The sequence below is a fragment of the Bacillus sp. AF62 genome, assembly GCF_050312695.1.
Classification (GTDB): Bacteria; Bacillota; Bacilli; order Bacillales; family Bacillaceae_G; genus Bacillus_A; species Bacillus_A cereus.
Genome location: NZ_JBNPJZ010000083.1, coordinates 1 through 17,026, shown reverse-complemented (window position 1 = coordinate 17,026; position 17,026 = coordinate 1). Strand labels below are relative to the sequence as shown.

The window sequence follows — 17,026 nt, the reverse complement described above, 5'->3', positions numbered from 1 at the left end:
CTTGAAAATAGCAGACAGAGTTGCTTATTGGCAGGTGTAGCGATTTTATTAAAAAGATTTTAAACAGGTTCTTAGATGGAGAAGGAAAAGAACTATTTGTTGGATTACGAAAAAATAAATTTGGTTTTGAAGGTTTAGCGAAGGATAAACAAGCAATTATCGATTGGTTTGGAAATGAGGTTGTAATAGAAAAGCCTACATTAGACGATATCATCGTTTACACTGCGAAAGGGAGAGGTGCTTATGCGTCAGCTAATCTATAAAGATTTGTTCTTTTTTCGGGTTATGTGGTTAGTGTATTTTATTATGCCCCTTGTTTTCTTTGGATTAGATCCAGATGGTGAATTGTTATTTCCGATGAGTTGCTTACTCATAACGATATCATCTTCTATGATATTAATAGCGATGGATGAAAAAAATAAAAGTGATGTTATTATAAATAGTTTACCTGTTGGACGAAAGGATATCATTATTGCTAAATATATTTCGGGTGTAATATTCATTGTAGGTGGCATGATTTCTACTATGCTAGTTGTTTTTCTTATAAGAGGTATCGCCGTCATTGGTGATATTGGAGTGTATCATCCAAATTTGTATATTGAAATTCCTTGGTATGTAGTAGTCAGAGGTGCTGTATATTCTTTAGTTTATATTACAGCATTATTCCCGAGTTATTATGGGACAAAATCAAAAGTAGTACGTGGAATATTTACAGGTGGAGCCGCTGGGATAGGTGTTATTATTGGAATGTTTATGGGTGACGGAGAAAGCGCTACGACATCATTCATTGATTGGATTGTGAATCCATTACATCTTGGTGTATTTATAGTTGGATTCATTACATTAGTTAGTATTTATATCGCTTCTATGTTTCTTACAATTAAAATATACGGAGCACGTGATTTATAGAGAGGAGAATTTATATGCAACAATTGATTTTGAAGGAGTTTTTCTTGCAGAAGAAGATGTTTCTTTTATATTTTTTAATACCTATTTTCTCTGTTTTTAGGAATCCAGTCCAACCCATGGGGATTGCAATAGGATTATTTATAACATGCAGTACGATCATATATATTTCTTTTTATTATGAAGAGAAAAGTAAAACAGAAAAAATATTAGTGAGTTTGCCTATAACGAGAACAGAGATAGTTATAGCTAAATATATTGCAAGTTCATTATTTATTATGGCTGGTTTGAGTACAACTTTTATAGTCATAATATTAGGGAATATTCTATTGAATAGAGATATAGTTATGCCTGGATATGCAGTATTTTCAGCAATAGTAGCAACTTTAATCTATTGTGTTGTAACGATACCTGCTAATTACATTGGGGGATATAAAGCTATTACTGCCTTGAATTTAATTATGCTTTTTCCTTTAATGGGTATGATTGGTCTTATGTGCAATATTTTTGGTGATAAAACAATTATGTTAAAAGTACTTCACTCTCAAGAGGCTACACAAGCAATGGGTGTTCTTGGTATCGGAGTATTAGTGAGTATATTCGTATCAATGTTCCTCTCAATGAAAATGTTTCAGGAGGCAGAGTTATAGAAGGGACATTTTCATATTAGGAGGTGTAATACATGATCAAGCAACTAATTTTAAAAGATTTCATCATTCAATGGAAATTTTTAATTTGGTACATACTGTATCCTGTTTTCTTTTATATGGGCTTAACAGATACGGAAAATTTATTCATCATTTTGTTATTCATTGGTTCAATATGCATGTTCATAGCATCTATCTTCGTTTCAGTAAAAATATGTGAAAAAAGAGAATTTTAAAAGGTGCCTTAAAAAAGGCACCTTCTTCAATAACGACAATACGAGAGCAGTAGTTTATAAAAAGAAACGCTATTTGGTACATCTTTCGGAGTATGTAATATAAAGCTGAAAACGATGATGAGAATAAGAAATAGGAAAAATAAAAATAGGATTTGCTTATGTATAGAATTTTGCATATTATTCACTCCTTTTTTAGGTAGTATGTCCAAAAGAAAGGAGTGTATGAAAAATTTTAGGAGGGGAGAATGATGAACAAAAGAAAATGGTTATATAGAATAGGGGTACTTTTTGTTTCAATCGGTCTCATATTAGCAAGTTTTTATTCAGACATACCATCACCGTTTCCTAATTTGCATAAAGGAATTGGTATAAGTATTGTCATAGTTGGTCTTCTTTGTCTTATTGCATCTAACTTTTATAGAAAATCTGAATGAATACAAAAAAGGACAGTTACTCTTTTTCAGAAGTACTGTCCTTTTTAAATAACTTATTCCATAGCTTGGCGATACTCCATATAATGACGATTGCAATGGAGGCAATAATTGACCAAGCAATAGATGCAATTTCAAGTGCCATGCTAGGAAGGAAGGTAAGAATGGATACTACTTTATGAAACAACCATTCTATTATATGAAAACTTATTTGTAATAGAATGACGATACCAAGTGTGATCCATGCTAATATTTTCTTTCCTTTTTCTTTCCACATGACATTCACCTCACGTTAGCTTAATAGTTTTAAGCCAACAGCGCCGCATAGAATGCAGCTTAAGAAAGCAAGACGACGCCAATCCGCTGATTCTCGGAAAATGAGAATGCCTAGAAGTGCACTTCCAGCAGTTCCGATTCCAGTCCAAATTGCGTAAGCAGTTCCCATCGGTAATGTGTTCATCGCAAGAGATAAGAAGAAGAAGCTTACGCCGAAGTTAGCGATTAAAATAACTTTTGGTGCCCAGCCTTTCTTTTCAGTGGCTACTTTCATAAAGAGTACACCAATAATTTCACAAATACCAGCTAGAATTAAAAATACCCAAGCCATTTTATGCGGCCTCCTTCGCTTCTTTTTCTTCTGTTACTCGTTTTAAACCAATTACTCCGAAGAAGATTAAACCGATTAATAAAACTTTTACGATAGAGAAAGGTTCTCCGAAGATGAAAATCTCTGTAAGAACAATTCCACCAGCTCCAATTCCTGTAAAGACTGCGTATACAGTGCCGACAGGTAAATCTTTATAAGCTCTAAATAATAAGACGAAACTAATTGTAATTAATAGAGCAACACCAGCCCATTCAAGTGGTGCCTCTGCTTTTTTTAGTCCAATCACCCAAAAGATTTCAATAATACCAGCGATGATTACATAAATCCATGCCATATGTCATTTCTCCTTCCTACCAGTCGTTAGGTAAAGGGCTTAAAAACGACGCATTGCAAAGGGGCAATCCGTCAGTTTGAAAGTCCGCGCCAAAATACTTTCCAAGAAGCGTCTAAACGTGTCTCAAAACGATTTAAACCTGCGTATAGTAGTTCAACCATAAGACCGTCGAGTAAGCATAGAAAAGCCTCTAAGGCGTCTTTTACTTCAATGTTATGCAGCTCATCTTGTTCGCTTGCTCTTTTAAATACAGGGAATAAAAGTTTTCCGACGTTTTCAATGTGTACATTTGCTTTATTAATAATTTGTTCGCGAAATGCATCAGGCGGAAAATAAGAAGTTCGTAACCAAAACATTGATTCTTCACTTTCACCAAAGCGTTTTGCATAGCCTTTTAATAATTTTAAAAGCAATTCTTCAGTAGACGAATTGGAAAAGCTTTCAATATCGCCTGTGAAGCTCTGCAAATCTTTTTGGAGAGCAGATTCTAAGCATATGAAATATAGCTCTTCTTTTCCTTTAAAGTGTGCGTAAATCGATGGTTTTTTAATCCCAACTTCTTGAGCAATATTTGCCAATGAAGTTCCTTCATAGCCGTAGCGTGCGAAATGAGAAAGTGCTACAGCTTTAATGCGGTTTGCTGTCATTTTCATCCCCTACCTACCGTTCGTTAGGTCCATTATATGAGATGAAAAATATAATGTCAATAGGTGAAGAGCTGAAAAAGAGCGTTATAGGTAACGCTCTTTTTAGACAGTCTCTCGCTCAATTAAATGGAATGAAAGTTCTTTTGCACTGCTGACAATTTGCTCGCTTTGGATCTGCTTATGGAATAAAGAAAAAGCATGTGAGCCCATTGCGAGACCGGGATGTTCAATTGTGGAAATTTCTAATGCCTTTGAAATTTCATGATTATCAAATCCAAGGATAGCAAGGTCTTCAGGTACTCGAATGCCATGTTTTCGAGCCTCTGTTAATAAACCAGCTGCAACTTGATCGTTCGCTGTAAAAATAGCAGTTGGACGATTTTTCATATTTAAAATACGATGGAGTATTTGTGCTCTGTCCTGCATTGTATAGCATTGGTGGAAAATCCATTCAGGATGCAACGTTTTCCCTTCGTTACGAAGGGTATCGGCGAACGCTTTTTCGCGCTCCATGGAATTTACACTTGTTTTTCTTGCTAAACAAATTCCGATTTTTTCATGGCCTTTACTTAGTAAATAGGCAGTACCGAGACGGAAACCTTCATAATGATCTACGTAGATGGATGAAATGAGGGGGTGCTTCATTTTTTCACATGAAATAATAGGGGCAAATTTTGCGAAAGGTTCGATTTGTTCCCAAGAGCTCGTTCGGGAGCAAATAATCATCCCATCAAATTGTTTCATTTTCATCATTTCAAGAACACGAATTTCTTCAAGGCTATCGTAATTTGTTTGGCATAAATTAATGTGATATCCAGCTAATAATGCTTCGTTACCGATTCCTTCAATAATGGTACTGAAGTAGGGGAGGTTAATGAAAGGAAGCATAACGCCAATTGTATATGTTTTCCCTCTTATTAAATGGACAGCATTTATATTTTTTGCGTAGTTTAATTCTTCAACAGCATCTAGAACACGCTTACGCTTTTCTTCTTTTACGTAAGGGTGATTATTCAGGACACGAGAAACAGTTGATATCGATACACCAGCAGTTTTAGCAATTTGTTTTATATTGGCCATATGTATCACCTCTTTCACTTATTATAAAGGGAAAATAATAAGAAAGAAAAAATCTTGACCTGAAAAGCTTTTCACAAACTATGGTATTAATAAGACTTCTTTTTATTCGCGTAACCTTTTCACTTGGGCGTAAGAATGATAGGGGGTCTTTTTTGTTTGCAAAAAGTGTTGTCAAAATGTGTGAGAATAACGTAGAAAGTTTTCAAAGGTGGAGTTTGATGACAAAGCGAATATGAAGAGCATATCAACGCTTCGTTCGTTAAGAGAGCGGTATGAAAGGGCGGAAACAAATTGAAAAAAAGAATCATTTGTTTCGTGTTTTCTAGTTTTGTACTTAGTTCGTGTTCGTTTCAGCAAACGATGCAAGAAGAAAAACACTTTGTGGGAACAACAGGAGGAGCTATGGATCGTGTTACGGATCCTATTCCGCTAAAGGAACTTCCAAAATATTTTCCGGTGAAGTTTAAAGTTCCAACGTTTTTACCGTACGACATTACAAGTGATGTGAAGGGTGAAGTAAGAACGCTTGGGAAAAAGAACGCTGTCTTAACGATTAAATATAAACAGAAGGAGCCAGGTAGAAATGAGTATATTGAGTTAAATGTCGCGAACTTTCCTTATAGTTTTCCGGATCTTATGGAAGAGAAGCGATTTCAAGAACAAATGAAACTGAATAATGGAACGTCTGCTTATTTTAAAAATAAAGATGATTATGAACGTGGTGACGAATTTGCTACGCTTATATGGAAAGAGAAAGGAATTGAATATCAGCTGCTGTATCGGAATGTAGAAGAGAACGATGAAAAGGTAATCAAGCAGAATTTATTATACATTGCGAATAAGATGAAATGAAAAAACTAGCTGATTTATTCAGCTAGTTTTTTGTATGTTATTATTTCTTTTTAATTTTGCCTGTCCAAGATTTAAATCCACCTTGTAATTGGTAGAAATCTTTGTAGCCTTGTTTTTTTAAGTATTGCGCTGCACGACCTGTACGGAATCCGCTTTGGCAATATAAGTAAACAGGTTGATCTTGACGAAGTTCTTTATGGCGAAGGCGAATTTGTGATAACGGAATGTTACGTGCACCTAAAATATGCCCTGCGTTATATTCGTCTGCTTCACGAATATCGATAAGCTGTGCTTTACGGTAGCCAGCGCGAAATTCTTCTTCTGTAAGAGTTTTAATTAATTTTTTCTGATAGAAGTACATCCATACAGTGTAGCCGATAAATGCTACGATTACGGCTAATAAAATAATCCAAGTTGTTGACACGATTCTATCGCTCCCTTTTTTCTTATCCTACTTTCAATATTATAATGCCCATATGTATTTATGCAACAGATTCATTTGCATATAAGAAGAAATTTCGTATTCTTTCACAAATTTTGTCGAATTTGGTAGACTAGAGAATGTGAAAAATAATTGGTTATATGAGGTGCAGGATGGGAAAAGAAAAATGGTGTTATATTAACTCTGGTCAATGTTCACCGGCATTTAATATGGCGTTAGATGAATGTTTGTTAAATTGGCAAAGTGAAAAGAAAATGCCACCAACAATTCGTTTTTATGAATGGGAAGTACCAACATTAACAGTTGGATATTTTCAACGTGTTGAGAAAGATATTAATATGGATGTAGTTAACGAAAAGAAATATGGATTCGTTCGTCGTCAAACAGGCGGCAGGGGTGTACTACATGACAAAGAGTTAACGTATAGTGTTATTGTGTCTGAAGATCATCCGAATATGCCGAAAACAGTTACAGAAGCATATCGTGTTATTTCGCAAGGCTTATTAGATGGTTTTAAGGCATTAGGGTTAGAAGCATATTATGCAGTTCCAAAAACAGAAGCAGATCGTGAAAATTTGAAAAATCCACGTTCAGGTGTATGTTTTGATGCACCATCTTGGTATGAAATTGTAGTGGAAGGAAGAAAAATTGCTGGTAGTGCTCAAACACGTCAAAAAGGTGTTATTTTACAGCATGGATCGATTCCATTAGAAATTGATTTAGATGAACTATATGATCTATTTTTATTCCCAAATGAACGTGTGAAGGAACGTATGAAGAGTATGTTCTCTTCTAAAGCAGTAGCAATTAATGAATTAACAGACCGTACATTTACGATAGAACAGTTAATTAAAGCGTTTGAAGTTGGTTTTGAAAAAGGATTGGATGTAGAACTTGTTCCATATGAATTAACAGAAGAACAGTTACATGAAGTTCAAACGTTAGCGAAAGAAAAGTATGAAAGTAATGAGTGGAATTATAAAAAATAAGAGATGGCAATTGCCACCTCTTATTTTTTTATAGTAAATTAAGTACTTTTTCTACTTTGATTCCTTTATCTTGTAAAGAACGAAGGCGACTTACAACGTCCATAATTTCTTTGTCAAATGTAACGCTAATACCTTGGCTTTGTAGTTCTTCTTTTAAGCTTTCAATAGAATCATCTATGTCGATGCCAAGCTCGTAATCTTGACAAACTTCAATTGTCTTTTTCACGAGTTTAACATAATTTTCTTGTAGTTTTGAATTTGTTTCAGTCAAAGCAGGCTGCTTCGGTTTTGCAGGAGCAACCGGTGCTGTCTCTTGCTTTGTAACTGGAGTAGGGACTGCTTTTTTTACAGGCGCTGGAGTAGCTAGTTCTACAGCTGCTTCTACGCTTACTGGCTTCGGTACCGGAGTAGGTTTAGGTGCCATAGCAGGTGTTTCCACACGCGTAACAGGCTTAGGAGCAGGTGTAATTGCTTTTGGAGCTTCTACAACTACTTCTTTTTTTGGTGCTGCTTCTACCTGTGTTTCTTCTTGCTCGGCAGCTTCTTTATTTTCTTTACTCCACATAACGCGTTCAATTTCTAGAGAAACATTGTTTTTGTTCATCGCTGTTAATGTAACTTTACCAACTTCAGCGTTTCCAGTGAAATCAACAATTTTATAAATAACACTCTTGTTCCAATCCACGTTTCCGCTCAAAAATAATTCTTCGTTACATTTCGGCGTTAAGCCCTCGATTTTAATTTCTGCGTTTACACCGTTTTCACTATATACCATAATTAGCGAAGCATTTACATCTTCGTCTGCTAACATTAGTTCACGTACCATTTTGCCGGTGCGTACTTGCGTTTTCTTCTTAACTGACATCTAATTTCTCCTCTCAAAAATTCAGTAATAATAAAAAAATCGTATAACGAAAAATAATTGCTCACGAAGATTTATGATACCGATAATAAAAGCATCACGTCAACAATTAACTTTAATTATTTTGCATTTTTCTTATTTTCTTTATGAAATTTTTCAATTTGTAAAATTAGACAGAAGAAAAAACAGCCTTTTGAAGGGCTGTTAAAAATTTGATTTTTTATATAAGAATTTATATAAAGCATAAAATAGGATAGCGATTAAGGCATTTTGCCAAAAGGTTAGATGATAAATGAGATAAGGTTGTTTTTTAAAATAAATATTTAAGAATATAGCGGAACAAAACGGGATAGCAAATGCGAATCCAAATAGAATTCTTCTTTTCCAATTTATTTTCTGATCAAAGGAGTACCGCTTTAATAAATATAAAATAAATAGTATACCTAGTATAATTATTGAAACAGACGAAGTAGTTCCAAGGATACTAAAAGGTGGACTTATTATTTCGGTGTTCTTTTCAAAAAAGAAAATGAAAAGAGAAGCAATGGTGTCCATTCCAAACTGTATAGCGAGAAGTAAGCTAATAACAAAGCCGATTAAAGAAGTTTTTTCTAACATTGTTTGAACCGGCAAAGCCGATATGAGTTCATCACAATAAGATTGTAAGTCATCACCAAAAATGTCATAAGCATTTTTATTTTCTGTTTGTGCTTCGATGAGATGGTCTAATATTTCTAGTAATAGTTCTTCTACTTGTTGCTCTGGCACGTTAGATAAACGAAGATAAACTAACATATCGCTATAAGCAACTTCATTTTCAGGTGTTAGAAGCTCACGTTTTTTATTATTCAATTCAATCATGTCTTGTGCATTCATCCCTATCACTCCCCCTGTAATAAGTTATTTACCGTAGTTGAAACCATTCCCCAGCTTTGTTTAAATTCTTCAAGCTGCTCTAATCCTTTATCGGTTACGTGATAATATTTTCGTTTTGGACCGAGTGAGGAGGCTTTTAATGTTCCTTCAATCAATTTTTCTTTTTGCATACGTAACAATAACGGATATATGCTTCCTTCGCTTACGAATGTAAATCCGTGTTTATTTAATTTTGTGCTCAGTTCATATCCGTACACTTCTTCTTGTGAAATGATGTATAGGATGCAACCTTCGAGCACACCTTTTAACATTTGGCTGTGCATGATTTCACCACCTTTTACTCAGGTAACTTGCGTTGCAAGGTAGCTGTTATCCAAATTATAACATTCAGTAACTTGCAACGCAAGTTACTGAAGTGGAAAACTTTAATGCGTGTTAACTTTTCAACGTTTCCCATACTAACGAGAGGGAGGGAAGCACATGAAACCATTTATGCCAAAACTCGTTTACTTTGAACCAAAGGCACTTGAATATCCGCTTGGAAAAGAGCTTTATGAGAAGTTTACGAAGATGGGATTAGAAATTCGTGAAACGACATCACATAATCAAATTAGAAATTTGCCAGGAGAAAATGATTTGCAAAAGTATCGTAATGCAAAGGCTACGCTTGTCGTTGGAGTAAGGAAGACGCTAAAGTTTGATACGTCAAAACCGTCAGCTGAATATGCAATTCCGCTCGCAACAGGGTGTATGGGACATTGTCATTATTGTTATTTGCAAACAACACTTGGGAGTAAGCCTTACGTTCGTGTGTATGTCAATCTTGATGAAATATTTGAGAAGGCAAAGCAATATATGGATGAAAGGGCACCTGAAATAACAAGATTTGAAGCAGCGTGTACATCAGACATTGTTGGGATTGATCATTTAACACATGCATTAAAGCGGGCGATTGAATTTATTGGAGAAAGTGAATATGGGCGCTTACGTTTCGTCACGAAATATTCGCACGTTGATCATTTATTAGATGCAAAGCATAATGGGAAAACTCGTTTCAGGTTTAGTATAAATTCACGATATGTAATTAAAAATTTTGAACCAGGGACATCGCCATTTGAGGAGCGAATTGAGGCGGCACGTAAAGTAGCAGGTGCAGGTTATCCACTTGGTTTTATAGTCGCGCCACTTTATATGCATGAAGGATGGGAAGAAGGATATCGTGAACTATTTGAGCGACTGTACAATGCGCTGAAAGATATGACGATACCAAATTTAACGTTTGAATTAATTCAGCATCGTTTTACGAAACCAGCGAAAAAGGTTATTCAAGAGCGTTATCCAAATACGAAGCTTGAAATGGATGAAGAGAAGCGAAAGTATAAATGGGGACGATATGGAATTGGGAAATATGTATATAAAAAAGATGAAGCAGAAGTATTGGAGGAAACGATTCGAGGATATATTCATCACTTTTTTCCTGACGCAGAAATTCAATATTTTACATGAAAGGAACTTGTATTTGAATACAGGTTCTTTTCACTTTTGCAGATTTAGGCTCGTTTCCACCTTGTCACGTTATTCTTTCTGGTGTATCATTTTATTGATTGCTTCGTACGGAATAAGCAAAATGAAATTGGATGGAGGAAACCGATGCCTACCCCTAGTATGGAAGATTATATTGAACAAATTTATTTGTTGATTGATGAAAAGGGTTATGCCCGTGTATCTGATATTGCTGAAGCGCTTAGTGTACATCCATCCTCTGTAACAAAAATGGTACAAAAATTAGACAAAGACGAATATCTAATTTATGAAAAATATAGAGGGCTTGTATTAACATCAAAAGGTAAAAAAATCGGGGAACGTCTCGTATATCGACATGAATTGTTAGAACAGTTTATGCGCATTATCGGTGTGGATGAAAGTAAAATTTATAATGATGTAGAAGGAATTGAACATCATTTAAGTTGGGAATCAATTGACCGTATCGGTGATTTAGTACAATACTTTGAACAAGATGAGGTTCGAGTGGAAACACTTCGTGGTGTTCAAAAAGCAAATGAAGAGAAAAGTAATTAAGGGGAACGGATGGCGTTTCCTTTTTTATTTCAATTCGAAAAGGATGGGAGAATTATGAAAGCAATTATTTTTGATTTTGATGGATTAATTGTGGACACAGAAACGATATGGTTTCACTCTTTCAGAGATGCTGTTCGTGAATACGGCGGGGAACTACCTTTAGAGGAATTTGAGAAATGCATTGGAACAACAGATGAGGTACTTTATGCATATTTAAATGATCAATTAAAAGAGAAGTTTAACAAAAGTGTATTAAAAGAAAAAGTGGCAACTTTACATAAAGAGAAAATGAAAATACCAGAAGCTCGTGACGGGGTAAAAGAATATTTAGAAGAAGCGAAAGAAATGGGATTAAAAATCGCACTAGCTTCTAGTTCGTCTAGAGAATGGGTTATTCATTTTTTAGAAGAGCTACAGATTCGAGAATATTTTGAAGTAATTAAAACGAGAGAAGATGTTGAGAAGGTAAAACCAGATCCAGCTCTTTATCGAGTTGCAATAGAAGAATTAGGAATTAAGCCATCTGAAGCTGTTGTATTTGAAGATTCATTAAATGGATTGAGAGCAGCAGTTGCAGCGGGATTAACGTGCGTTGTTGTACCTAATGATGTGACACGGAATTTACCATTTAAAAATCATCATCTTCGAATTGAAAGTATGAGAGAGAAAAGTTTAAAAGAAGTGCTTCAAAGTATAAAAAAAGACCGTATTTCCTAAAAGGAAGCACGGTCTTTCTTTTTACTTTTTTTGCCTTCAATGACAGTTAAATGAGACTGTTTTCTTTTTCGTTTCAAAGTGGAAGAATTCCCTTTTTTACTTTTGTCATTAGAAGTATTTGACTTAAAGAAAGAATTGCCTAGGGGTGCTACATTTTGTTTCCCATGTTTGCGGTTCGATTGTTTTGCCGCACGCTTATATGAGCTTTGCGAATTTGCGGAACCACTGGAATTTGTAAACATCTTGTATAGCAAGTAAAAGATACCGACAACAAGTAACATGTACCCGATATTTCTTAATACACCCATGGGATTTGTAATAACAGATGAAACAAGGCCGAATATTGCCAATCCAATAATAAGCACAAATATAGCGAAAGTAAACGAACGACCGTTCATAAGGGACACCTCCTAAAAACGTATATTAAAATTAGTATATTAACGATGAGGAAAGGAGTTGAACACCATTTTTAAATAATTATTGTTTGTTCTCTAAACGTAATAATTCTTCAAACGATGCAATTGCTACTTCCACTTGGTCATCTGTTGGTTCTTTCGTTGTTAATAGTTGTAGCCATAACCCAGGATATCCAAGTACGCGTAATACGGGAATATCTCTTAATCGATTTGTAAATTGCAATACTTCAAAAGAAATACCAAGTACAACTGGAATTAATAAAATTCGGTTTATAACTCGTGCCCAAAGAGGATCTGTAGGTACTAGGAAATAAACGAACATTCCAATAATGACTGTAAATATAATAAAGCTACTGCCGCATCTATAATGGAGGCGAGTTTGCTTTTGAACGTTTTCTACAGTCAGAGGAAGGTTATTCTCATAAGCATTGATTACCTTATGCTCTGCACCGTGATACTGAAATACCCGCTTAATAAGTGGGGTTAAAGAAATAAAGTATATATAGCTCAATAATAGCATGAGCTTAATGACACTTTCGACAATGATTTGCCCAGTATGAGATGGGAAAATCGGTCTCGTTAATTCAGCTAATAGTGCAGGAACTGCTGTGAAGATGACTTTACCGAATATGAAAGATAAAACGCCAACAGCTGCAACTCCTAATACCATCGTTAATTTTGATTGTTCTTCTTTTTTATTTGCAATTTGTTCATCATCTTCTGGGTGGACGTCAAATCGTTCTGAAGCGAAGTTTAAATGCTTTGCTCCATTCGCACTTGCATCCACAATAGCGGCAATACCTCGTAAAAATGGAATTTTTTTTAGGATAGATAATACTTTATTACGAACGCGTGGTAATCGATAAAATTCAATCGATTTATCTTTACGACGAACCGCTGTAACAGTATATTCTCTACCGCCAAACATAACTCCTTCTATGACCGCTTGCCCGCCATATATTTGTTTTGACTCTTCTGCCATGTTAACACCAACCTGTATTTGTTTCTCTCTTATGTAGAAAAAGAGGCAATTGTCATACTGGGTTCTGTCGTTTTGAAATAAGACAATCACCGAGTTTCCTTTATTTTATCGGCAAATACAAGTAGATGACAAGGGAAAATGTTATGAGAGTCGGACATTTCTTATTCTTTTTATAGACAAATTTCGCAGGATTTAAACATGCTTCAAAATAGTTTCGGGCATACTATTGAGCGGAGGTGTCGATGTGAGTCAAGAACAATTAGGAACAAGGAATTTTGTACAAATCGGTTTGTTTGGTGGAATCTTTTGGGGTGGGATATGGTATTTCCTTCATATATTTTCATTCACGGAGGCGGGACCGAATTATTTCCTTTTACCATTTGCGTTTGGAAGTTGGAAGGAAGGTGTATGGGGGAATGTGTCAGGAATAGTTTGTATGGGACTTCTTTCAATTTTGATTGCCTTTTTGTATAAAGCATTTTTTGCGAAGTTTGAAGGGATTATTGCGGGAATTATTTATGGATTATTTTGGTGGGCATTACTGTTTTTGGGGATGGGTTTAATGGCTCCTGTTATTAAAAGTGCGCTCCATTTACCAAAAGAGACAATTGTAACGACAATATGTATTTTTATATTGTATGGTGTGTTTATAGCATATTCTGTTTCTTACGCAGTAAATAGCAATAAAGTAGAACAAGAAGGGCGAGAGAAGACGAACTATTCAAATAAGTAACTCCTATGTTAAAATATTGTATAGATATTTAATATTAAGGAGTTTTAAGAATATGAAAAAGTTACTCCTCGTAAACGGTCCTAACCTAAATCGCCTCGGTGTTCGTGAGGTAAATGTATATGGAAAGGGCACGCTAGCGACACTTGAAGCAGATATGAAGCAAGAAGCGGAAACAATGGGAGTGGAGTTAGAATGTTTCCAATCGAATCATGAAGGTGCCATTATCGACATTATTCATGAAGCGGAAGATATATATGAAGGGATCATTTTAAATCCGGGAGCATTTACGCATTATAGCTATGCGATTCGTGATGCCATTGCGAGCATTTCGATTCCTGTTATTGAAGTACATATTTCTAACATTCATCAGCGTGAATCGTTCCGTCACGAATCTGTGACGGCAGCTGTTTGTGCAGGACAAATTGTTGGATTTGGTTTTTATGGCTATAAGTTAGCGTTATTTGCATTAATGGAGAAATTGAGGGAGGCATAAAGTAATGGAGAAAATTGAAAGATTACGAAGTGCATTTGGTGAGGCTGGCATTGACGGTATTTTGTTAACAAATGAACATAGTCGTAGATATATGGCTAACTTCACAGGAACAGCAGGTGTAGTTCTTATTTCAAAAGATCGTGCGCAATTTATTACAGATTTCCGTTACGTCGAGCAGGCAAGTAAACAAGCGGTTGGATATGAGATTGTACAGCACGCAGGATTAATCATTGATGAAGTGGCAAAGCAAGTGAAAGAGCTTGGAATTCAAAAGCTTGGTTTTGAGCAAGATACTCTTACATATAGTTCTTATTCAGCGCATAAGGAAGCGATTGATGCTGAATTTATCCCAACTTCTGGACTTGTAGAAAAGTTACGCTTGATAAAGACTGATTCAGAGATTAAGATATTAAAGGAAGCTGCACAGATTGCAGATGCTGCCTTTGAGCATATTCTATCATTCATTCGTCCGGGAGTATCTGAAATTGAAGTGTCAAATGAACTTGAATTTTTCATGAGAAAACAAGGAGCAACATCTTCTTCGTTTGATATTATCGTTGCTTCAGGTCTTCGTTCGGCATTACCGCACGGCGTGGCATCTGAAAAAGTGATAGAAACAGGAGATTTCGTTACATTAGACTTCGGCGCTTATTACAAAGGATATTGCTCTGATATTACTCGTACGATTGCAGTCGGTGAACCATCTGATAAATTAAAAGAAATTTATAATATCGTTTTAGAAGCACAACTACGTGGTGTGAACGGTATTAAAGCTGGTTTAACAGGTCGCGAGGCTGATGCGCTAACGCGTGATTACATAACGGAAAAAGGATATGGTGAATACTTTGGACACTCTACTGGTCATGGAATAGGTCTTGAAATCCATGAAGCGCCAGGTTTAGCGTTCCGTTCTGATACAGTACTTGAACCCGGTATGGCTGTAACAGTAGAACCAGGTATTTATATTCCAGGTATTGGCGGCGTACGTATTGAAGATGATATCATTGTGACAAGTGAAGGTAATGAAGTAATTACGAAATCACCAAAAGAACTTATTATTTTGTAATACACAGGAGGATTTTTTTACATGATTTCAGTAAACGATTTTCGTACAGGTTTAACAATTTCAGTGGACAATGCCCTTTGGCAAGTACTTGATTTCCAACACGTAAAGCCAGGTAAAGGTGCTGCATTCGTTCGTTCTAAACTACGTAACATTCGCACAGGATCTGTTCAGGAGAAAACATTCCGTGCAGGTGAGAAAGTAGAAAAAGCACACATCGAAAACCGTCGTATGCAATACTTATACGCAAGTGGTGAGGCTCACGTATTTATGGATAACGGAACTTATGAGCAAATCGAGCTTGGTGAAAAACAAATCGAGCGCGAGCTTAAATTCCTAAAAGAAAACATGGAAGTAGCAATCATGACTTACCAAGGCGAAGTACTTGGTGTTGAACTTCCAAACACAGTTGAATTACAAGTTACAGAAACAGAGCCTGGTATTAAAGGTGATACTGCTTCTAACGTAACAAAACCAGCTACATTAGAAACTGGTCTTGTTGTACAAGTACCAATCTTCATTAACGAAGGCGAAATGCTTATCATCAACACTGGTGAAGGTAAATACGTTTCTCGTGCATAGTAGAAAAGCACTCGTGATAATTCACGAGTGCTTTTTTTATAGGAAATAGGGTAGATAGTAAATAGCTGTTACAATAAAACTGAAAGCTGTAAGACTAGCAGCACCTACTGTGTAAGGGCTCCATGTCATACGAAAAGGTTTTACTTCACCTGTTTTATATATAGTGTGATCAATGTTGGCATTTTGGTTTATATTTAAAGCAATGAGCCAAATTGTACCGAATATCCCTAAACTACCAAGGAAAAATGTCTCTATAAATGACCAACCGACCAATAAGGAAAAAAGATAAATAAGAGCTAATTCTACTACAACGGTTAAACTAATTTTCAATGTCTTCATATTTTTCCCCCTCATTCTGTAATCTCAACCAGTTTAAAAAATTTTCACGTGACACGACATGCAAAGAGCAAGTTGACTTTACTTCTTTCTCTAGTGCAGCGTATTCGTCTGGAAACTTGTTTTCCACATGCAATGAAATATAAGGTAGTTTTTCTTGTGCTTTTAACGAGCGGGTATTATTCGTTTTAGCACCAGCAAATACGTAGGAAAGTTGTAAGTCTAAAAAGGCGATTTTAAAGATTTCTTTTTTAGCAGCCTCGTTATAGCCTTTTCCCCAGTACGGATAGCCGAGCCAACTACCAATGTGAGATTGCTTCTTCTCATCATTAATATGTTTAAGTGTGGTGAGGCCAATTATTTCATTCTCTTCATTCACAATCATTCTCGATAAGGATTTCTTTTGATGTTCTTCTTCTATTGCGAAAAGAAGAAATGCTTTTGTGTCTTCGATGTTTTCTACCGTTATCCCTAATGCATTTTTTATATGTGGATCACTTGATAGCTCGAAAATCACATTTGTATAGCGTAAATCGAGTGGTAATAAAGTAACGTGCTGCATGGTTTATACCCCTTTTAAACTAAATGTACCATAATATACCATAAAATAATATGAATATTCAGATTCTAATTCGGGCTTTAGAACCTGTTTAGAATCTATGGTATAATCTGTACAAAAAAGGATATTTTCTATGATACATAATTATACAAGTAAC

25 protein-coding genes and 2 pseudogenes are annotated in these 17,026 nt (G+C 35.6%); 14 read left to right on the top strand and 13 right to left on the bottom strand.

Going from position 1 to position 17,026, the window contains the following annotated elements:
- Positions 1–62: 62 nt before the first annotated feature.
- The 5 genes and pseudogenes from ACQRBL_RS21010 to ACQRBL_RS20990 form a co-directional block, all read left to right on the top strand.
- Positions 63–263 (top strand): annotated as a pseudogene (locus ACQRBL_RS21010) (sodium ABC transporter ATP-binding protein); the annotation flags it as partial.
- The gene (locus ACQRBL_RS21005; RefSeq protein WP_411995624.1) at positions 244–909 is read left to right on the top strand and encodes an ABC-2 transporter permease; all 666 of its coding nucleotides are present in this window, start codon (positions 244–246) and stop codon (positions 907–909) included. The pseudogene ACQRBL_RS21010 and the gene ACQRBL_RS21005, both read left to right, overlap by 20 nt.
- Before the next feature lie 14 nt (positions 910–923).
- Positions 924–1,556, top strand: coding sequence for an ABC-2 transporter permease (locus tag ACQRBL_RS21000; protein ID WP_023523007.1), 633 nt, complete (start codon positions 924–926; stop codon positions 1,554–1,556).
- A gap of 32 nt (positions 1,557–1,588) precedes the next feature.
- Positions 1,589–1,720 (top strand): annotated as a pseudogene (locus ACQRBL_RS20995) (ABC-2 transporter permease); the annotation flags it as partial.
- A 314-nt stretch (positions 1,721–2,034) separates the two neighbouring features.
- Positions 2,035–2,223, top strand: coding sequence for a hypothetical protein (locus ACQRBL_RS20990; RefSeq protein WP_003271658.1), 189 nt, complete (start codon positions 2,035–2,037; stop codon positions 2,221–2,223).
- A gap of 16 nt (positions 2,224–2,239) precedes the next feature.
- Here the strand turns inward: ACQRBL_RS20990 and ACQRBL_RS20985 are convergent, their stop codons facing one another.
- The 5 genes from ACQRBL_RS20985 to ACQRBL_RS20965 form a co-directional block, all read right to left on the bottom strand.
- The gene (locus ACQRBL_RS20985) at positions 2,240–2,497 is read right to left on the bottom strand and encodes a DUF3975 family protein (RefSeq protein WP_000265371.1); all 258 of its coding nucleotides are present in this window, start codon (positions 2,495–2,497) and stop codon (positions 2,240–2,242) included.
- Positions 2,498–2,512: 15 nt separating this feature from the next.
- Positions 2,513–2,827: a DMT family transporter gene (locus ACQRBL_RS20980; RefSeq protein WP_000312623.1), complete on the bottom strand. Its 315-nt coding sequence runs from the start codon at positions 2,825–2,827 to the stop codon at positions 2,513–2,515.
- Position 2,828: 1 nt separating this feature from the next.
- Positions 2,829–3,161 (bottom strand): DMT family transporter, encoded by a 333-nt coding sequence (locus ACQRBL_RS20975; protein WP_000312339.1) that lies wholly within the window; start codon positions 3,159–3,161, stop codon positions 2,829–2,831.
- Between the two features lie 71 nt (positions 3,162–3,232).
- Entirely contained in the window at positions 3,233–3,814 is a 582-nt protein-coding gene (locus ACQRBL_RS20970) for a TetR/AcrR family transcriptional regulator (protein ID WP_002005730.1), read from the bottom strand.
- A gap of 96 nt (positions 3,815–3,910) precedes the next feature.
- The gene (locus ACQRBL_RS20965) at positions 3,911–4,888 is read right to left on the bottom strand and encodes a LacI family DNA-binding transcriptional regulator (protein WP_411995623.1); all 978 of its coding nucleotides are present in this window, start codon (positions 4,886–4,888) and stop codon (positions 3,911–3,913) included.
- Between the two features lie 315 nt (positions 4,889–5,203).
- Here ACQRBL_RS20965 and ACQRBL_RS20960 point away from each other — a divergent pair, with 315 nt between their 5' ends.
- Positions 5,204–5,740 carry a hypothetical protein gene (locus tag ACQRBL_RS20960; RefSeq protein WP_033695179.1) on the top strand — a complete coding sequence of 179 codons (537 nt, stop codon included), beginning with the start codon at positions 5,204–5,206 and terminating at the stop codon, positions 5,738–5,740.
- A 40-nt stretch (positions 5,741–5,780) separates the two neighbouring features.
- On the opposite strand, the gene ACQRBL_RS20955 is transcribed toward ACQRBL_RS20960, so the two are convergent.
- Positions 5,781–6,164 carry a rhodanese-like domain-containing protein gene (locus ACQRBL_RS20955; RefSeq protein ID WP_000108653.1) on the bottom strand — a complete coding sequence of 128 codons (384 nt, stop codon included), beginning with the start codon at positions 6,162–6,164 and terminating at the stop codon, positions 5,781–5,783.
- Positions 6,165–6,334: 170 nt separating this feature from the next.
- On the opposite strand from ACQRBL_RS20955, the gene ACQRBL_RS20950 reads away from it, so the two are divergent.
- On the top strand, positions 6,335–7,171 hold the full coding sequence (locus ACQRBL_RS20950; protein WP_000514081.1) for a lipoate--protein ligase family protein: 837 nt from the start codon (positions 6,335–6,337) through the stop codon (positions 7,169–7,171).
- A gap of 28 nt (positions 7,172–7,199) precedes the next feature.
- Here ACQRBL_RS20950 and ACQRBL_RS20945 read toward each other — a convergent pair whose 3' ends face one another.
- The 3 genes from ACQRBL_RS20945 to ACQRBL_RS20935 form a co-directional block, all read right to left on the bottom strand.
- Positions 7,200–8,036 carry a hypothetical protein gene (locus ACQRBL_RS20945; RefSeq protein ID WP_000111894.1) on the bottom strand — a complete coding sequence of 279 codons (837 nt, stop codon included), beginning with the start codon at positions 8,034–8,036 and terminating at the stop codon, positions 7,200–7,202.
- A 201-nt stretch (positions 8,037–8,237) separates the two neighbouring features.
- The gene (locus ACQRBL_RS20940) at positions 8,238–8,909 is read right to left on the bottom strand and encodes a DUF1129 family protein (RefSeq protein WP_023523002.1); all 672 of its coding nucleotides are present in this window, start codon (positions 8,907–8,909) and stop codon (positions 8,238–8,240) included.
- A 5-nt stretch (positions 8,910–8,914) separates the two neighbouring features.
- The gene (locus ACQRBL_RS20935) at positions 8,915–9,232 is read right to left on the bottom strand and encodes a PadR family transcriptional regulator (protein ID WP_000556083.1); all 318 of its coding nucleotides are present in this window, start codon (positions 9,230–9,232) and stop codon (positions 8,915–8,917) included.
- Positions 9,233–9,389: 157 nt separating this feature from the next.
- Between ACQRBL_RS20935 and splB the strand changes: the two genes are divergently transcribed.
- The 3 genes from splB (at position 9,390) to ACQRBL_RS20920 (ending at position 11,705) form a co-directional block, all read left to right on the top strand.
- Positions 9,390–10,415 (top strand): spore photoproduct lyase, encoded by a 1,026-nt coding sequence (gene splB, locus ACQRBL_RS20930; RefSeq protein ID WP_000802109.1) that lies wholly within the window; start codon positions 9,390–9,392, stop codon positions 10,413–10,415.
- Positions 10,416–10,559: 144 nt separating this feature from the next.
- Positions 10,560–10,988 carry a transcriptional regulator MntR gene (gene mntR / locus ACQRBL_RS20925; RefSeq protein WP_001143080.1) on the top strand — a complete coding sequence of 143 codons (429 nt, stop codon included), beginning with the start codon at positions 10,560–10,562 and terminating at the stop codon, positions 10,986–10,988.
- A gap of 54 nt (positions 10,989–11,042) precedes the next feature.
- Positions 11,043–11,705: an HAD family hydrolase gene (locus tag ACQRBL_RS20920; protein ID WP_023523000.1), complete on the top strand. Its 663-nt coding sequence runs from the start codon at positions 11,043–11,045 to the stop codon at positions 11,703–11,705.
- Here the strand turns inward: ACQRBL_RS20920 and ACQRBL_RS20915 are convergent.
- Positions 11,702–12,103: an SA1362 family protein gene (locus ACQRBL_RS20915; RefSeq protein ID WP_001014463.1), complete on the bottom strand. Its 402-nt coding sequence runs from the start codon at positions 12,101–12,103 to the stop codon at positions 11,702–11,704. The genes ACQRBL_RS20920 and ACQRBL_RS20915 overlap by 4 nt on opposite strands.
- A gap of 79 nt (positions 12,104–12,182) precedes the next feature.
- On the bottom strand, positions 12,183–13,103 hold the full coding sequence (locus ACQRBL_RS20910; RefSeq protein WP_000807120.1) for a DUF1385 domain-containing protein: 921 nt from the start codon (positions 13,101–13,103) through the stop codon (positions 12,183–12,185).
- Positions 13,104–13,347: 244 nt separating this feature from the next.
- Here ACQRBL_RS20910 and ACQRBL_RS20905 point away from each other — a divergent pair, with 244 nt between their 5' ends.
- Genes ACQRBL_RS20905 through efp form a run of 4 tightly spaced genes read left to right on the top strand, consistent with a single transcriptional unit; the run spans position 13,348 to position 15,974 of the window.
- Positions 13,348–13,836: a YqhR family membrane protein gene (locus ACQRBL_RS20905; protein ID WP_000076886.1), complete on the top strand. Its 489-nt coding sequence runs from the start codon at positions 13,348–13,350 to the stop codon at positions 13,834–13,836.
- Between the two features lie 52 nt (positions 13,837–13,888).
- A complete protein-coding gene (gene aroQ / locus ACQRBL_RS20900) occupies positions 13,889–14,329 on the top strand; it encodes a type II 3-dehydroquinate dehydratase (RefSeq protein ID WP_000735140.1) in 441 nt (146 codons plus the stop codon).
- A gap of 4 nt (positions 14,330–14,333) precedes the next feature.
- Positions 14,334–15,395 (top strand): Xaa-Pro dipeptidase, encoded by a 1,062-nt coding sequence (gene pepQ, locus ACQRBL_RS20895; protein ID WP_000411057.1) that lies wholly within the window; start codon positions 14,334–14,336, stop codon positions 15,393–15,395.
- Positions 15,396–15,416: 21 nt separating this feature from the next.
- Complete coding sequence (efp, locus tag ACQRBL_RS20890) at positions 15,417–15,974, top strand: elongation factor P (RefSeq protein WP_000626513.1); 558 nt, start codon at positions 15,417–15,419, stop codon at positions 15,972–15,974.
- A 36-nt stretch (positions 15,975–16,010) separates the two neighbouring features.
- Here the strand turns inward: efp and ACQRBL_RS20885 are convergent, their stop codons facing one another.
- Both ACQRBL_RS20885 and ACQRBL_RS20880 read right to left on the bottom strand, forming a co-directional pair.
- Positions 16,011–16,313, bottom strand: a complete 303-nt coding sequence (locus ACQRBL_RS20885) for a hypothetical protein (protein WP_000854112.1) — start codon at positions 16,311–16,313, stop codon at positions 16,011–16,013.
- Positions 16,294–16,872, bottom strand: a complete 579-nt coding sequence (locus ACQRBL_RS20880; RefSeq protein ID WP_023522996.1) for a GNAT family N-acetyltransferase — start codon at positions 16,870–16,872, stop codon at positions 16,294–16,296. The genes ACQRBL_RS20885 and ACQRBL_RS20880 overlap by 20 nt, the downstream gene beginning before the upstream one ends.
- Positions 16,873–17,026: the final 154 nt, after the last annotated feature.

Coding starts and splice junctions, on each gene's coding strand:
- efp (WP_000626513.1), top strand. CDS start 15,417: ATGATTTCAGTAAACGATTTTCGTACAGGTTTAACAATTTCAGTGGAC.
- ACQRBL_RS20950 (WP_000514081.1), top strand. CDS start 6,335: ATGGGAAAAGAAAAATGGTGTTATATTAACTCTGGTCAATGTTCACCG.
- ACQRBL_RS20980 (WP_000312623.1), bottom strand. CDS start 2,827: ATGGCTTGGGTATTTTTAATTCTAGCTGGTATTTGTGAAATTATTGGT.
- ACQRBL_RS20885 (WP_000854112.1), bottom strand. CDS start 16,313: ATGAAGACATTGAAAATTAGTTTAACCGTTGTAGTAGAATTAGCTCTT.
- ACQRBL_RS20940 (WP_023523002.1), bottom strand. CDS start 8,909: ATGAATGCACAAGACATGATTGAATTGAATAATAAAAAACGTGAGCTT.
- ACQRBL_RS20915 (WP_001014463.1), bottom strand. CDS start 12,103: ATGAACGGTCGTTCGTTTACTTTCGCTATATTTGTGCTTATTATTGGA.
- ACQRBL_RS20935 (WP_000556083.1), bottom strand. CDS start 9,232: ATGCACAGCCAAATGTTAAAAGGTGTGCTCGAAGGTTGCATCCTATAC.
- ACQRBL_RS21005 (WP_411995624.1), top strand. CDS start 244: ATGCGTCAGCTAATCTATAAAGATTTGTTCTTTTTTCGGGTTATGTGG.
- ACQRBL_RS20965 (WP_411995623.1), bottom strand. CDS start 4,888: ATGGCCAATATAAAACAAATTGCTAAAACTGCTGGTGTATCGATATCA.
- splB (WP_000802109.1), top strand. CDS start 9,390: ATGAAACCATTTATGCCAAAACTCGTTTACTTTGAACCAAAGGCACTT.
- ACQRBL_RS20920 (WP_023523000.1), top strand. CDS start 11,043: ATGAAAGCAATTATTTTTGATTTTGATGGATTAATTGTGGACACAGAA.
- aroQ (WP_000735140.1), top strand. CDS start 13,889: ATGAAAAAGTTACTCCTCGTAAACGGTCCTAACCTAAATCGCCTCGGT.
- pepQ (WP_000411057.1), top strand. CDS start 14,334: ATGGAGAAAATTGAAAGATTACGAAGTGCATTTGGTGAGGCTGGCATT.
- ACQRBL_RS20970 (WP_002005730.1), bottom strand. CDS start 3,814: ATGAAAATGACAGCAAACCGCATTAAAGCTGTAGCACTTTCTCATTTC.
- ACQRBL_RS20990 (WP_003271658.1), top strand. CDS start 2,035: ATGATGAACAAAAGAAAATGGTTATATAGAATAGGGGTACTTTTTGTT.
- ACQRBL_RS20910 (WP_000807120.1), bottom strand. CDS start 13,103: ATGGCAGAAGAGTCAAAACAAATATATGGCGGGCAAGCGGTCATAGAA.
- ACQRBL_RS20880 (WP_023522996.1), bottom strand. CDS start 16,872: ATGCAGCACGTTACTTTATTACCACTCGATTTACGCTATACAAATGTG.
- ACQRBL_RS20985 (WP_000265371.1), bottom strand. CDS start 2,497: ATGTGGAAAGAAAAAGGAAAGAAAATATTAGCATGGATCACACTTGGT.
- mntR (WP_001143080.1), top strand. CDS start 10,560: ATGCCTACCCCTAGTATGGAAGATTATATTGAACAAATTTATTTGTTG.
- ACQRBL_RS20945 (WP_000111894.1), bottom strand. CDS start 8,036: ATGTCAGTTAAGAAGAAAACGCAAGTACGCACCGGCAAAATGGTACGT.
- ACQRBL_RS21000 (WP_023523007.1), top strand. CDS start 924: ATGCAACAATTGATTTTGAAGGAGTTTTTCTTGCAGAAGAAGATGTTT.
- ACQRBL_RS20975 (WP_000312339.1), bottom strand. CDS start 3,161: ATGGCATGGATTTATGTAATCATCGCTGGTATTATTGAAATCTTTTGG.